This is a genomic window from Nocardia sp. NPDC003269 (genome assembly GCF_042888005.1).
Taxonomy (GTDB): Bacteria; Actinomycetota; Actinomycetes; order Mycobacteriales; family Mycobacteriaceae; genus Nocardia.
The window spans coordinates 16,456-30,624 of the sequence record NZ_JBIAPA010000005.1; the positions used below are offsets into that span (position 1 = coordinate 16,456).

At 69.8% G+C, this 14,169-nt stretch carries 9 protein-coding genes; 6 read left to right on the forward strand and 3 right to left on the reverse strand.

Annotation, left to right across the window (positions count from 1 at the left end; all coding sequences use genetic code 11):
* Window positions 1-15: 15 nt before the first annotated feature.
* From treZ to dnaE, 3 genes are all read right to left on the reverse strand, one after another.
* Window positions 16-1,767 carry a malto-oligosyltrehalose trehalohydrolase gene (gene treZ / locus ACFYWJ_RS31390; protein ID WP_355284283.1) on the reverse strand — a complete coding sequence of 584 codons (1,752 nt, stop codon included), beginning with the start codon at window positions 1,765-1,767 and terminating at the stop codon, window positions 16-18.
* 186 nt (window positions 1,768-1,953) lie between these two features.
* Window positions 1,954-3,807: a hypothetical protein gene (locus tag ACFYWJ_RS31395; protein WP_355284285.1), complete on the reverse strand. Its 1,854-nt coding sequence runs from the start codon at window positions 3,805-3,807 to the stop codon at window positions 1,954-1,956.
* 134 nt (window positions 3,808-3,941) lie between these two features.
* Window positions 3,942-7,487 (reverse strand): DNA polymerase III subunit alpha, encoded by a 3,546-nt coding sequence (gene dnaE / locus ACFYWJ_RS31400; RefSeq protein ID WP_378833550.1) that lies wholly within the window; start codon window positions 7,485-7,487, stop codon window positions 3,942-3,944.
* Window positions 7,488-7,804: 317 nt separating this feature from the next.
* On the opposite strand from dnaE, the gene ACFYWJ_RS31405 reads away from it, so the two are divergent.
* The 6 genes from ACFYWJ_RS31405 to ACFYWJ_RS31430 all read left to right on the forward strand — a co-directional run bounded on the left by ACFYWJ_RS31405 (window position 7,805) and on the right by ACFYWJ_RS31430 (window position 14,156).
* Entirely contained in the window at window positions 7,805-8,986 is a 1,182-nt protein-coding gene (locus ACFYWJ_RS31405) for a histidine kinase (RefSeq protein ID WP_355284288.1), read from the forward strand.
* A 101-nt stretch (window positions 8,987-9,087) separates the two neighbouring features.
* Window positions 9,088-9,885: a LytTR family DNA-binding domain-containing protein gene (locus ACFYWJ_RS31410; RefSeq protein WP_355284290.1), complete on the forward strand. Its 798-nt coding sequence runs from the start codon at window positions 9,088-9,090 to the stop codon at window positions 9,883-9,885.
* Entirely contained in the window at window positions 9,882-10,247 is a 366-nt protein-coding gene (locus ACFYWJ_RS31415) for a hypothetical protein (RefSeq protein ID WP_355284293.1), read from the forward strand. The genes ACFYWJ_RS31410 and ACFYWJ_RS31415 overlap by 4 nt, the downstream gene beginning before the upstream one ends.
* Window positions 10,248-10,273: 26 nt before the next feature.
* Window positions 10,274-12,028 (forward strand): cation acetate symporter, encoded by a 1,755-nt coding sequence (locus ACFYWJ_RS31420; RefSeq protein WP_355284296.1) that lies wholly within the window; start codon window positions 10,274-10,276, stop codon window positions 12,026-12,028.
* 140 nt (window positions 12,029-12,168) lie between these two features.
* Window positions 12,169-12,525 carry a DUF485 domain-containing protein gene (locus tag ACFYWJ_RS31425; protein ID WP_355284299.1) on the forward strand — a complete coding sequence of 119 codons (357 nt, stop codon included), beginning with the start codon at window positions 12,169-12,171 and terminating at the stop codon, window positions 12,523-12,525.
* The gene (locus tag ACFYWJ_RS31430) at window positions 12,522-14,156 is read left to right on the forward strand and encodes a cation acetate symporter (RefSeq protein WP_355284301.1); all 1,635 of its coding nucleotides are present in this window, start codon (window positions 12,522-12,524) and stop codon (window positions 14,154-14,156) included. The genes ACFYWJ_RS31425 and ACFYWJ_RS31430 overlap by 4 nt, the downstream gene beginning before the upstream one ends.
* The last annotated feature ends 13 nt before the right edge of the window (window positions 14,157-14,169 follow it).

Sequence of the window (14,169 nt, forward strand, 5' to 3'; positions counted from 1 at the left end):
CGTGCCCTGGCCGGATCACTCGGTGACCACGGCCCCCGCGCCGTCACCCTCCTCCAGCACGGCGAAGCTGTGGCCCGAGATGAGTATTCCCGCACCGGATTCGGTGGCGGGCGCCCAGGCCAGCAATACCCTTCCGTGCACCGGGATCACGGCCTCGTCCTCGGACAGGTTGCAGACCACCGAGATCCGGCCGCGCCGCAGCACGAACCAGCGGTTCGCCTCGTCGTAGTCGGCCCAGACCCGTTCCAGCCAGGGGTCGGTGAACTCGGACCTGGCCTTGCGCAGCGTGAGCAGGGCGCGATAGCAGGCGAGCAGCCGGGCGTGCGGTTCGCGAGTCGGTTCGGTCCAGTCCAGCTTGGAGCGGGTGAAGGTGGCCGGGTCCTGGGGGTCGGGGACGTCGTCGGCGGCCCAGCCGTGGTCGGCGAACTCGGCCCGGCGGCCGGTCGCGGTGGCCGCGCCGATGACCGGGTCGGTATGAGAAGTGAAGAATTGGAACGGGGTGCGCGCGCCCCATTCCTCACCCATGAACAGCATCGGCGTGCTCGCCGAGAGCAGCACCAGCGCCGCCTTCACCGCGAGCTGCCCCGGGGTGAGGTAGGCGCTGGGGCGGTCACCGACGGCCCGGTTGCCGATCTGGTCGTGGGTGCAGGTGTAGCCGAGCAGGGCGCTGCCGGGGATCAGGTCGCGCGGGATCGGCGTGCCGTGGGTGCGGCCGCGGAAGCTGGAATAGGTTCCGGCGTGGAAGAAGCCGTGGGTGAGGGTCTGGGCCAGGCAGGCCAGGGAGCCGAAATCGGCGTAGTAGCCCTGTCGTTCGCCGGAGACGGCGGTGTGCACGGCGTGGTGCAGGTCGTCGTTCCACTGGCCGGTCAGGCCGAAGCCGCCCGCCGCGCGGGGTGTGATCAGGCGGGGATCGTTGAGGTCGCTCTCGGCGATCAGGCTCAGCGGGCGGCCCAGATGCGCTGCCAGCGCGGTGGTCTCGACGACGAGTTCCTCGAGCAGATGGGTCGCGGTGCGGTCGACCAGGGCGTGCACGGCGTCGATACGCAGCGCGTCGATGTGGAAGTCGCGCAGCCAGCGCAGGGCATTGTCGATGATGTGGCGGCGGACGGCGTCGGAGCCGGGCCCGTCGAGGTTCAGGCTCTGCCCCCACGTGTTCCGGCCCGCGGCGAGGTAGGGGCCGAAGCGGGGCAGGTAGTTGCCGGACGGGCCGAGGTGGTTGTAGACCACGTCCAGGCAGACCGCCAGACCACGCGCGTGGCAGGCGTCGACGAAGCGCTGCAGGCCGTCGGGACCGCCGTAGCTCTCCTGCACCGCGTACCAGAGCACGCCGTCGTAACCCCAGTTGTGGGTGCCGTCGAAGGCGTTGACCGGCATCAGCTCGACCGTGGTGACGCCGAGGGCGACCAGGTGGTCGAGCCGTTCGATCGCCGCGTCGAAGGTGCCGTCGGGCGTGAAGGTGCCGATGTGCAGTTCGTAGAACACCGAACCGGCCAGCTGCCTGCCGGTCCACCGCCGGTCGGTCCAGACCGCCGGATCGAGGTCGTGTACGGCGGAGAGCGCGTGGACGCCGTCGGGCTGGCGCGGGGAGCACGGGTCGGGCAGTACGGTCGGGTCGTCGTCGACCAGGAACCCGTAGCGGGCGCCCTGACCTGCGTCGACGGTGACCGACCAGCGCCCGCCCCCATTGCGCCGCATCGCATGGGTCACCCCGTCCAGTTGCAGCCGCACCGCCCCCGCCTCCGGCGCCCACACCCGAAACTGCCTCATGGCCCCAGCATCGCATGCGGGCGGGCATCGGGCAGGGCGACCGGTGTCACCGCGCTGCCCGTCTCCCGCCATGCCCGGCACGGGTCGGTCGACGCGAGTACCCGAAGCACGGTGGTCTGCTCGGGAGCTCGGTACGAACCGGCCGCCGGTGCGTCTTCGCCGCCGCCCCGCACGAGCAGTCGGCGGTCAGTCGTGGGCGACGACTCCGACCGGCCCCGCGCCGAAGCACAATTCGAGGCCGGGAGTCAGCGCGCGGACACGCAAGGCCGTGCCACCGCCGAGCATGCGGACGTAGACCGGGTGCAGCCCGGACCTGACCTCGGCGACGGTTTCGGCGGCGCCCTCGAACGAGACGGCGATGGTGCCGTCACGGTCGGCCAGGTAGTTCAGCTGGGCGGTCCACTCGCGGATCTGCATCGGCCCGTCCAAGGGCAGCCGGACCGCCTCGCCGGGCGTCATCCGGTAGCCGCACCCGGGTTCGGGGGCGGGCACGATCGAGCGGTTCCACCACACCTGGGCGTCGACGAGTTCGCCCTCGTCGGTGAACATCCGCAGGTGCGGTGTCGACCGGGCGAAGGTGTCCGGCCCGGCGAGCGCGGCGAACACCTGGTCGGTCATGTTCTGCGGGAAGGCCAAGGGGTTCAGCACATTCCACGGGACTTCCTGCGGCAACAGCGGCGCGTCCGCATCCGGCAGCGCGGTTCGTACCCCGGTGACGTAGGCACGCGCCGGACTCGGCTCCCACGAGCGGGTGAAGGTGACGGTCGAATACACGCTGCTCACGAGGAAGATCACGGTCGCCACCACCGCCACGACAGCTCGCACCGGAAGACCCCGCGCCAGGAGCAGGCCACCTGCGGTGGCACCGCTTCGCAGGTCGCGGGGCACGCGGCGTGGGGCGGTCATGATCAGGGCGAGGCCGAGGCAGGCGATGACGGCGACGTCCGCGAAGTAGCGGATGGATTGGAGCAGCAGCGCCGCGGTGCCGGGGCCGTCGCGCAGGACCACGACGGGCGCGACGGTCGCGACGACGTAGGCGGCCGCGCACACCCAGATCACGCCGACCCGGGCGCGGGTGCGGATCGTCCACGCCGCGAACAGGATCAGTGCCGTCCAGCACAGGGCGACGGCCACGCCGGGCGGGTCGGCCCACGGGGTGGCGGGCTGCCAGCGTTCCCATCGCCAGGGTCCGCCGGACAGGGCGGGGACCAGTCCGTCCGAGAGTGCCCGGCTCAGCAGGGCGGTGGGTTGTTCGGGGCGCGACAGTCCGCGCGGTCGCTGGATGACCAGCAGGAAGAACGCCGACCAGGCCAGCAGCACCGCGCCCGCCGCCGTCCACAGCACGGCGCCGCGCCGGACCGCCGCGCGCACCGAATCCCCGGACACGTAGGCCGACAGCGCCACCACCGCGACCGCGACCGGCAGCACCACCACCGCCTTCTCGAAGCTCAGTAGCGCCACCGCGGAGACCGCCGCGCCCGAGACCGCGTACCGCCTGCGCCCGGTCCGCACGAGCCGGACCGCGTCCGCGCTCGCCCAGGCGAGCGCGATCTGTAGCGGCAGCGCGTTCACCGCGGCCGACCACCAGGCGAAGGCGGGCACCGTCAGCGGAACGAACAGGTAGCAGGTCAACGGCACCAGCAGCCGCGGCCCGGTCCCGAGCAGCACGACCGACAGCCGCAGCACCGCGAGCGAAGCGAGCAACTGCAACAGCACCAGGACGGCCGCCGCCACGCCCCACTCGAACGGCGCGATCGCGGTCACCGCCCAGGTCAGCGCGAACGCCAACGGCATCACGTGGCCGTCGTGGCTGGTGAACAGCAATTCGGTCGACCACAGCGGATGCCGGCCCACCTCGCCGATCAGGATGAAGTCGTCCCAGTAGAAGAATCCCGACGCCGCGACCCAGCCGCGCAGGACCAGCTGGGCCACGATGAGCGCTGCCGCGACGAGCAGTACGGCCCGCGGCGGCACGCGCGGGCGCGGGCGCGCGAGTCGCACGGGGTGTGGGGGCGAATCGAGCCGAGTCGCTGACGTCACGCCTCTCGACGCTAGCCCGTCGCCCGCCGGGTTTCGATCAGCACCCGCCGAGACACCGCGAGCACGCCCGGCCCGACCGCGCTCCCAGCGCTACACGACCACCGAGACCGCGGCCGCCCGCGTTCGCCTCCGGTTCAGCCCAGGCAGCCGGGACCGAGCAGTGCCTTCAGGTCGCCCATCAGCGCCGAGGACGGACTCACCCGCCAGCTGTCGTCGAGCTTGAGCAGGGTGGTCTTCTCCCGTGCGCCGACATGGCGGACATGCACGTCGGAGGTGCCGGGATGGCGGGAGAGCACCTTCTTGAGCTCACCGATCTTGTCCGGCGTGCACATCCGGGTCGTCATGACCACCGCCACCGGCTTCGCCACCCCGATCGCCGAGAGATCCGGCACCACGAGGTCGTTGGCGATCAGCGAGATGCGGTCGTCGCGGACGGACACGCGCGCCTTGACCAGCACGACGGCGTCTTCGACCACGTCCATGCCGTAGACCGAGTACGACTGCGGGAAGAACAGCACCTCGACACCACCGGTGAGGTCCTCGAGCTGGGCCGAGGCCCAGGCCAGGCCGTTCTTGTTGATCCGCCGGTTGACCGAGGCGAGGATGCCGCCGATGGTCACCTGCGCGCCGTCCTTGACGTCGCCTTCCAGGATCGCCGGAATCGGGGTGTCGACCTGGGCGGCCAGCACGTGCTCGACGCCGTTGAGCGGATGTCCGGAGACGTAGAGGCCCAGCATCTCTCGCTCGAGGGCGAGCTTGTGCTTGGTCTCCCATTCGTCCTCGGGGACCTTCACGTTGAACACCGAGGCCACCGAGTCGTCGCCGTCGTCCAGGCCGCCGAACAGGTCGAACTGGCCGATCGCCTCGGCCTTCTTCGTCGACATCACCGCGTCGATCGCGTCGGAGTGGATCAGCAGCAGGCCCTTGCGGGGATGCCCGAGGGAGTCGAAACCGCCTGCCTTGATGAGCGATTCGGTGACCTTCTTGGAGCAGGCGATCGCGTCGATCTTGTTCAGGTAGTCGGAGAAGTCGGTGAACTTCGACTTCTCCTTGCGCGCGGCGATGATCGAGGACACCACGTTGGCGCCGACATTGCGGACCGCGCCGAGACCGAAGCGGATGTCCTTGCCGACCGAGGCGAAGTTCTGCTCGGACTCGTTGACATCCGGCGGCAGCACCGTGATGCCCATCTTGCGGCAGTCCGACAGGTAGATCGCGGCCTTGTCCTTGTCGTCACCGACGGAGGTGAGCAGACCGGCCATGTACTCGGCCGGGTAGTTGGCCTTGAGGTAGGCGGTCCAGAAGGAGACCAGGCCGTAGCCCGCGGCGTGCGATTTGTTGAACGCGTAGCCGGCGAACGGGAGGATGGTGTCCCACAGCGCCTTGATCGCGGGCTCGGAGAAGTCGTTCTTGAGCATGCCCTCGCGGAAACCCGCGTAGGCCTCCTCCAGCACCGAGAGCTTCTTCTTACCCATGGCGCGGCGCAGGATGTCGGCCTGGCCGAGCGAGTACCCGGCGACCTTCTGCGCGATCTGCATGATCTGTTCCTGATAGACGATCAGGCCGAAGGTGTCGGCCAGGATCTCTTTCAGCGGCTCTTCGAGCTCGGGGTGGATCGGTTTGACCTCTTGGCGGCCGTTCTTGCGGTCGGCGTAGTCGTTGTGGGCGTTCATGCCCATCGGGCCGGGGCGGTACAGCGCGAGGACGGCGACGATGTCCTCGAAGCCGGTGGGCTGCATGCGGCGCAGCAGATCACGCATGGCACTGCCGTCGAGCTGGAACACGCCGAGGGTGTCGCCGCGGGCGAGCAGTTCGTAGGTGGCCGGGTCGTTGAGCGGCAGGTGATCCATGTCGAGATCGACGCCGCGGTTGGCCTGGATGTTCTCCAGGGCGTCACCGATGACGGTGAGGTTGCGCAGACCGAGGAAGTCCATCTTCAGCAGGCCGATGGCCTCGCACGACGGGTAGTCCCAGCCGGTGATGATCGCGCCGTCCTGCGCGCGCTTCCACACCGGGATCGCGTCGGTGAGCGGCTCGGAGGACATGATGACCGCGCAGGCGTGCACGCCCGCGTTGCGGATCAGGCCCTCCAGGCCACGCGCGGTCTCGTAGATCTTGGCGACATCGGGGTTGGAGCCGATGAGCTCGCGGACCTCGGCGGCTTCCTTGTACCGCTCGTGGTCGGGGTCGGTGATGCCCGAGACCGAGATGTCCTTGGCCATGATCGGCGGCGGCAGCGCCTTGGTGATCTGGTCGGCGATGGCGAAACCGGGCTGGCCGAACAGGACTCGCGCGGAGTCCTTGATCGCGGCCTTGGTCTTGATGGTGCCGAAGGTGATCACCTGGGCGACGCGGTCGCTGCCCCACTTCTCGGTGGCGTAGCGGACCATTTCACCGCGGCGGCGATCGTCGAAGTCGATATCGATATCGGGCATCGACACGCGCTCGGGGTTGAGGAACCGCTCGAACAGCAGGCCGTGCGGGATCGGGTCGATATTGGTGATACCCATCGCGTAGGCGACCAGCGAGCCTGCGGCCGAACCACGGCCGGGGCCGACCCGGATGCCGACGTCGAGGGCGTGCCGGATCAGGTCACCGACGACGAGGAAGTAGGCGGGGAAACCCATCTCGCAGATGACGCCGAGTTCGTAGTCGGCGCGCGCGAGATAGTCCTGCGGCGGGCCGTCGGGGAACCTGCGGTCCAGGCCGTCGAGGACTTCCTTGCGCAGCCAGGTGGCCTGGGTGTGGCCTTCGGGCACCGGGAAGATCGGCATCCGGTCGCGGTGGGCCCACACGTCGTCGTAGGACTGCACCCGCTCACCGATGAGCTCGGTGTTGTCGCAGGCGCCGGGGACCTCCGCGTCCCAGATGGCGCGCATCTCCGCGGCCGACTTCAGGTAGTAGCCGTCACCGTCGAACTTGAAGCGGGTCGGGTCCGAGAGCGTCTTGCCGGTCTGGATGCACAGCAGCGCTTCGTGATTGGTCGACTGGTCCTTGGTGACGTAGTGGCAGTCGTTGGTGGCGATCGGCGGGATGTCGAGCTGCTTGCTGACATTGATCAGGCCCTCGCGGACCCGGCGCTCGATCGACAGACCGTGGTCCATCACCTCGAGGAAGAAGTTGTCCTTGCCGAAGATCTCCTGCCACTTCGCGGCGGCCTCGAGCGCCTCGCGTTCGTGACCGAGGCGCAGCCGGGTCTGCACCTCACCCGACGGGCAGCCCGTCGTGGCGATGATGCCCTCCGCGTACTGCGCGATGATCTCCTCGTCCATGCGCGCCCACTTGCCCAGCTGGCCCTCGATGGAGGCCAGGCTCGACAGCTTGAACAGGTTGCGCAGACCGGTCGCGTTCTCGGCGACCATCGTCATATGGGTGTAGGCACCCGAACCCGAGACGTCGTCGCTCTTCTGGCCGGGATCACCCCACTGCACCCGCTTGGTGTCGAACCGCGAGCCCGGCGCGATGTAGGCCTCGATGCCGATGATCGGCTTGATGCCCGCCTTCTTGGCGCTGTTGTAGAACTCCGAGGCGCCGTACATGTTGCCGTGGTCGGTCATACCGACGGCGGTCATGCCCAGCCGTTCCGCCTCCGCGAACAGCGGCGAAATCTTCGCCGCACCATCGAGCATGGAGTACTCGGTGTGGTTGTGCAGGTGAACGAACGATCCGGACGGAGCCAAGACGGTCCTTCCTCCCATGGTGTCGACGGGGGTTGGCCTAGGCATTCTAGGCACGTGGGTCCGACAACTTTTCGCGTGCCACACGGGCATCGCGCCCCCGCCCTGGCCTGGTTCGGCGTGTCGTGGCGAACGTCACCGGCGAGTCCGCAGCAACCGTCTGTTTTCCGCTAGTTCATGATCGGAAACCGGGCGCGCGCCCGTCGACGATCATCGGACCACCGAGACCGCGGGCGGCGATAATCGGCGGATGTCCGCACGCGGGGTGCGGCCGTCGTCGAACCGGGCCGGTTCGCGGAGCGAGTAGACGGGAGTGACCGGTGACGACCACGGCGGTGGTGCTGGCGGGTGTCGCGATCGTGCTGGTCGTCGCGTGGCTGGTGTGGCGGCGGACCCAGCGCGTGGTGACCACCCCCGCGCAGCGGGCGGTGCATCAGGCCCTGCACACCGCGTCGCTGGCGGCGGTGCCGTTGCGGCGGGGGTTGACCGAAGAGGCGGCCAGGGAGGCGGCGCCGCATCTGCGGGCGCTGGCCGGGGCCGAGGCGCTGGGGGTGATGGACGCGGACGCGACGCTGCTGGCGTGGGACGGGCCGCACGCGGGGATGGCCGGGGTGTTCGACGAGGCGGCGCGACGGGCGATCGCCGAGGAGCGGGCGGTGCTCGTCAGCGGGGACGAGCATTCGCTCATCGCGCAGCCGCTGCTGATCGACACGGGGGCGGCGGTGGGGGCGCTCGGGATGGTGACCACCGGGAAGCCGGGGCCCGGGATGCTCGGGGCGGCGGGCGAGGTGGCCCGGTACGCGTGCGGGCAGCTCGAGCTGGCGGAGCTGGATGCCTCGCGAGCCCGGGTCGATCGGGCCGAATTGCGGGCGCTGCGGGCGCAGATCAGTCCGCATTTCATCTACAACGCGCTCAATACGATCGCGTCGTTCGTGCGGACCGATCCGGATCGGGCCCGTGAGCTCATTCTCGAATTCGCCGACTTCACCCGCTATTCCTTCCGTGCCGCGGGCGAATTCACCGTCCTCGCCGACGAACTGCGCAATATCGAACGCTATCTGGCCCTCGAACAGGCCCGCTTCGGCGACGCCCTGGAGGTCCGCCTGCGGATCGCGCCCGAGGTGCTCGGCGTGGTGCTGCCGTTCCTGGCGCTGCAACCACTGGTGGAGAACGCGGTGCGGCACGGGCTCGGCGGCGGCGGGCGCGGCGGCCAGCTCAGCATCGTCGCCACCGACGCCGGCACCGACTGCCTGATCAGCGTCGAGGACGACGGCATCGGCATGGACCCCGACCTCCTGCGCTCCGGCGCCCTGGACGCCGTCGACACCGACACCGGCCCCGCCCGCACCGGCGAAGCCGCCCACGTCGGCCTCGCCAACGTCGACGACCGCCTCCGCGCCGCCTTCGGCAACGACTACGGCCTGGTCGTCGAAACCGCCCCTGGCGCGGGCACCAAAGTCAGCATGCGCGTCCCGAAATTCCGCCCGGGCATCCACGCCTGAGCGCGACTGACGTCATCGCTCGCGGACGGACGCTCCCCCAGTCGGCGCCGCCGAGGGTTCCGGCGAAGTACGGCGACTCGCCCGGTTACCATGGACAGGTTGTGACCTGGAACACCGATGAGAACTCGACCGCACTGCGGGTGCTCGCTGTCGATGACGAGAAGCCGGCGCTCGACGAGTTGGTGTATCTGCTGAGTACGCAGGTGGGGGTCGGGGAGATTCATCGGGCGGGGGAGGCTACCGGGGCGCTGCGGTTGTTGCGGGCGCATCCGATCGACGCGGTGTTCCTCGATATCGATATGCCGGGGCTCACGGGGATGGAGCTGGCGGGGATTCTGTCGGAGTTCGCCGAGCCGCCCGCGGTGGTGTTCGTGACCGCGCACGACGATCACGCGGTGGCGGCGTTCGATCTCGGGGCCGTGGATTATCTGCTCAAGCCGCTGCGCGGGGCGCGGCTGGCCGAGGCGGTGCGGCGGATCGTGGCGGCCCGGGTGCCGGTGCCCACGGCGGCGCCGCCGGAACCCGCGCATCCGAGCGAGGTGATCCCGGTCGAGCTGGGCGGGGTGACCACGCTGGTGAACCGGGCCGATGTCGCGTGGGTCGAGGCCGACGGTGACTACGCGCGGCTGCACACCGGCACGGGCTCGCATCTGGTGCGGATTCCGCTCTCGGCGCTCGAAGCCCGGTGGGAGGACGCGGGATTCCTGCGCGTGCACCGGTCGTATCTGGTGGCCTTGCGGCTGGTCACCGGGATGCGCAGCACCGGAACGGGAACCGTGGTCTGCCTGCGGGCCGAGGGCGGGGCCGGCGCGGTGGAACTGCCGGTGAGCAGGCGCCAGGTGCGCGAACTCAAGCAGCGGCTGGTGCACGGGCCGCGGCAGAACTGGTCCCAGCGGTGACGGGTCCGCAGCGGCCGCCCAGGGAACGGGTGGTGCTGGCGCAGCGGCGGGGTGCGCGCCAGATCCGTACCCGGACCGAGGTGGTGGAGCAGACCGATCTCGGTGCGGCGCTGATCGGCGGACTGATCCGGGCGCAACTGGGGTTGGCCCTGCGCCTGAGCCTGGTCGTGGTCGCGGTGTTCGGCTCGCTGCCCGTGCTGTTCGGGATCGCCGCGATCGCCGCGACGACCGTCCTCGGCATCCGGCTGCCCTGGATCGTGCTCGGCGCGCTCGCGTTCCCCGCCCTGTACGCGGTGGGCCGCCTCTACGTGCGACTGGCGCAGCGCAACGAGGACGACTTCCTCGAACTGGCCGGGGACTGACCCGTGCTGACCACGAGGCGACACCGATGACACCGGACAGTCCGGCGCTCACCATCGCGGCCCTGCTGCTGGCCGCGCTCGCCACCATCGGGATCGGCTTCTACGGAGTCCGGCTCTCCCGCACCACCTCCGACTTCCTGGTCGCCTCGCGCACGGTGGGTTCCCGGTGGAATGCCGCCGCGATCTCGGGCGAATACCTGTCGGCCGCTTCGTTTCTCGGCGTCGCGGGCCTGATCGCCAAGTACGGCGCCGACGCGCTCTGGTATCCGGTGGGTTTCACCGCGGGATATCTCGGTCTGCTGATGTTCGTCGCCGCTCCCCTGCGCCGCTCCGGCGCCTACACCGTCCCGGACTTCGCGGAGTTCCGGCTCGGGTCGATCCGGTTGCGGCGCATGGCCGCCGGGCTGGTGGTCGTGGTCTGCGCGGTGTATCTCATCCCCCAGTTCCAGGGCGCGGGGCTGACCCTGCACCTCCTGCTCGGGGCCCCGCCGTGGGTGGGGGCCGTCGCGGTCGGGGCGATCGTGCTGGCGAATGTGATCGGCGGCGGTATGCGGTCGGTGACCCTGGTACAGGCGTTCCAGTACTGGCTGAAGCTGACGGCGGTGGCGGTGCCCGCCCTGGTGCTCGGTCTGCACTTCCTGGCCGACGAACGGCCGGTCGGCACCCCCGCGCCACCGACGGTCGACCAGCGCACCACCGTCGACATCTCGACCGATGTGGTGGTGCACCTCGATGTGTCGCAGCAGGTGAGCGTCACCGGCACCCTCGACGGCCGGGCCGAGGACGGGCCGGTCCTGCTCACCCCCGGCGACCACACCCTGACCGAGGGCTCCGAGCTGATCCTGGAGCCGGGCTCGGCGGTGCCGGTGGTCGCCGGCGCGCCCGCCGGCGGCGCGAGCTGGGTGGCGCCGGGCGGCGGGTTCGGTGGCGAACATCCGCAGTACCAGGTGTTCTCGCTGATCGTGGCGACCTTCCTCGGCACGATGGGCCTGCCGCATGTGCTGGTCCGCTTCTACACCAATCGGGACGGTCCGTCGGCCCGCCGGACCGCGCTGACGGTGATCGGGCTGGTCGGGGTCTTCTACCTGTTCCCGATCCTGCTCGGCGTCTTCGCCCGCCTGTACGTGCCGCAATTGCTGATCACCGGCGCCTCCGACGCCGCGGTTGTCCTGCTGCCGGGCGCAGTGCTCGGCGGACTCGGCGGGCAGCTGCTGGCGGCGCTGGCGGCGGCGGGCGCGATCGCGGCGTTCCTGTCGACCTCGTCGGGGCTGCTGGTCAGCCTCGCCGGCGTGCTCAGCACCGATGTGCTGCGCGGGCGGATCCGGGATTTCCGGGCCGCCGCGCTGGTCGCCGGGCTCGTCCCGTTGACGCTGGCGCTCACCGTCGCCTCACTCGACCTGTCCCGCACGGTCGCGCTCGCCTTCTCGGTGGCCGCCTCGACCCTGTGTCCGCTGCTGGTACTCGGCATCTGGTGGCGCGGGCTGACCGCGGCGGGCGCGGCGAGCGGGCTGCTCACCGGCGGCATCACCGCGGGTGGCGCCACGGTGCTCGCGGTTCTCGGCGGCGTCTCGCCGGAGCTGGCCGGTGGCTGGCCGTCGGCGATCGTGGACTATCCGGGCGCGGTGAGCGTGCCGCTGGCGTTCGCGGTGACGATCGTGGTCAGCCTGGTGACCCAGGGGCAGGATCAGCGCACGGTCGCGGGGATCTTCCTGCGCCTGCACGCACCCGAACGCCTCGGCATGAGCGCCGACCGCGAGCCGGAAACCGCCGTCGACCGCTGACCGTTCGTCGCGCCACAGCGACCGTTCACCGCACCGGCGGCCACCTTCACCGAGTGACCCACGCCACATCATTACACGCTCATACTCCGCGTCTTACGGTCATCGCACGCACGACACTCCTCACGCTAGGACCACCAGGCATGACCGAAACCGACACCGAAGAAGCGCCCGACCGGCGCACGCCGAGTGCCGACGAATGGCTCGCCGTGCAGGCGAGCCCGCAGTTCCAGGATCTGCGCAATCGCCTGCGCCGCTTCGTCTTCCCGATGACCGCGCTGTTCCTGCTGTGGTACCTGAGCTATGTGGTGCTCGGCGCGTACGCGCACGACTTCATGGCCACCAAGGTCTTCGGCAACATCAATGTGGGTCTGCTGCTCGGCCTCGGGCAGTTCGTGTCCACATTCCTCATCACCGGGCTCTACGTCCGTTTCGCCAATCGTGAGCTGGATCCGCGCGCCGCGGCCATTCGCGAATCTCTCGAGGAAGGCCGCGCGTGACCATTCTTGCCGCGGACACGACGGTGGGTAACCCCGTCGCCAATATCGCCATCTTCGCGCTGTTCGTCGCGGTCACCATGGTCGTGGTGATCCGGGCCAGCCGCAACAACGCCAGTGCCGCCGACTATTTCACCGGCGGCCGTGGCTTCTCCGGTCCACAGAACGGCATCGCCATCGCCGGTGACTACCTGTCGGCGGCCAGCTTCCTGGGCATCGCGGGCGCGATCGCCGTCTACGGCTACGACGGGTTCCTGTACTCGATCGGCTTCCTCGTCGCCTGGCTGGTCGCACTGCTGCTGGTGGCCGAGATGCTGCGCAACACCGGCAAATTCACCATGGCCGACGTGCTCAGCTTCCGGTTGAAGGAAGGCCCGGTGCGCACCGCGGCCGCGCTGACCACGCTGACCGTGTCGCTGTTCTATCTGCTGGCGCAGATGGCGGGCGCGGGCGGCCTGGTCGCGCTGCTGCTCGACATCTCCAGCCGCGCGGGCCAATCGGTCGTGATCGCGATCGTCGGCGTGCTGATGATCGTCTACGTGCTGGTCGGTGGCATGAAGGGCACCACCTGGGTGCAGATCATCAAGGCGGTGCTGCTGATCGCGGGCGCCGCGCTGATGACGGTGCTGGTGCTGGCCAAGTTCGGCTTCAACTTCTCCGACATCCTCGGCGCCGCCCAGGAATCGGTGAGCGAGTCGACCAACAAGGCCGTCGCCGCGCGCGATGTGCTCGCGCCCGGCGCCCAGTACGGCGGCAGCGACACCTCGAAACTGAACTTCCTGTCGCTGGGTCTGGCGCTGGTGCTGGGCACCGCGGGTCTGCCGCACGTGCTGATGCGCTTCTACACGGTCCCGACCGCGAAAGAGGCACGGCGCTCGGTGGTCTGGGCGATCAGCCTGATCGGCGCGTTCTACCTGTTCACCCTGGTGCTCGGGTACGGCGCGGCGGCCATCGTCGGCCCGGACAAGATCCTCGCCGCGGCGGGTGGCCAGAACTCGGCGGCGCCGCTGCTGGCGTTCGAGCTCGGTGGCGTCATCCTGCTGGGCGTGATCTCGGCGGTCGCGTTCGCGACGATCCTGGCGGTGGTCGCCGGTCTGACGATCACCGCGTCGGCCTCGTTCGCCCACGACATCTACGCCAGCGTGATCAAGAAGGGCGATGTCGACGAGCGCAAGCAGGTGCGGGTCTCGCGGATCACCGCCGTGGTGATCGGCGTGCTCGCGATCGGGCTCGGCATCCTGGCCAACGGCCAGAACATCGCGTTCCTGGTGGCGCTGGCGTTCGCGGTGGCGGCGGCGGCGAACCTGCCGACGATCCTGTACTCGCTGTTCTGGAAGCGCTTCAACACCACCGGCGCGCTGTGGTCGATGTACGGCGGCCTGATCTCGACCATCGTGCTCATCGTGTTCTCCCCGGCCGTGTCGGGCACCAAGACCTCGATGATCACCGGCACCGACTTCCACTGGTTCCCGCTGTCCAACCCAGGCATCGTGTCCATTCCGCTGGCCTTCGTACTCGGCATCGTCGGCACCTACGCCGGTGGCCGCGGCGAGCAGGTCGACACCGCCAAGGCCGCGGAGATGGAAGTCCGGGCACTGACCGGCGTCGGTGCGGAGAAGGCGATCTCGCACTGACGTTGCCCCAGCC

Coding starts and splice junctions, on each gene's coding strand:
- ACFYWJ_RS31425 (WP_355284299.1), top strand. CDS start 12,169: ATGACCGAAACCGACACCGAAGAAGCGCCCGACCGGCGCACGCCGAGT.
- ACFYWJ_RS31420 (WP_355284296.1), top strand. CDS start 10,274: ATGACACCGGACAGTCCGGCGCTCACCATCGCGGCCCTGCTGCTGGCC.
- treZ (WP_355284283.1), bottom strand. CDS start 1,767: ATGAGGCAGTTTCGGGTGTGGGCGCCGGAGGCGGGGGCGGTGCGGCTG.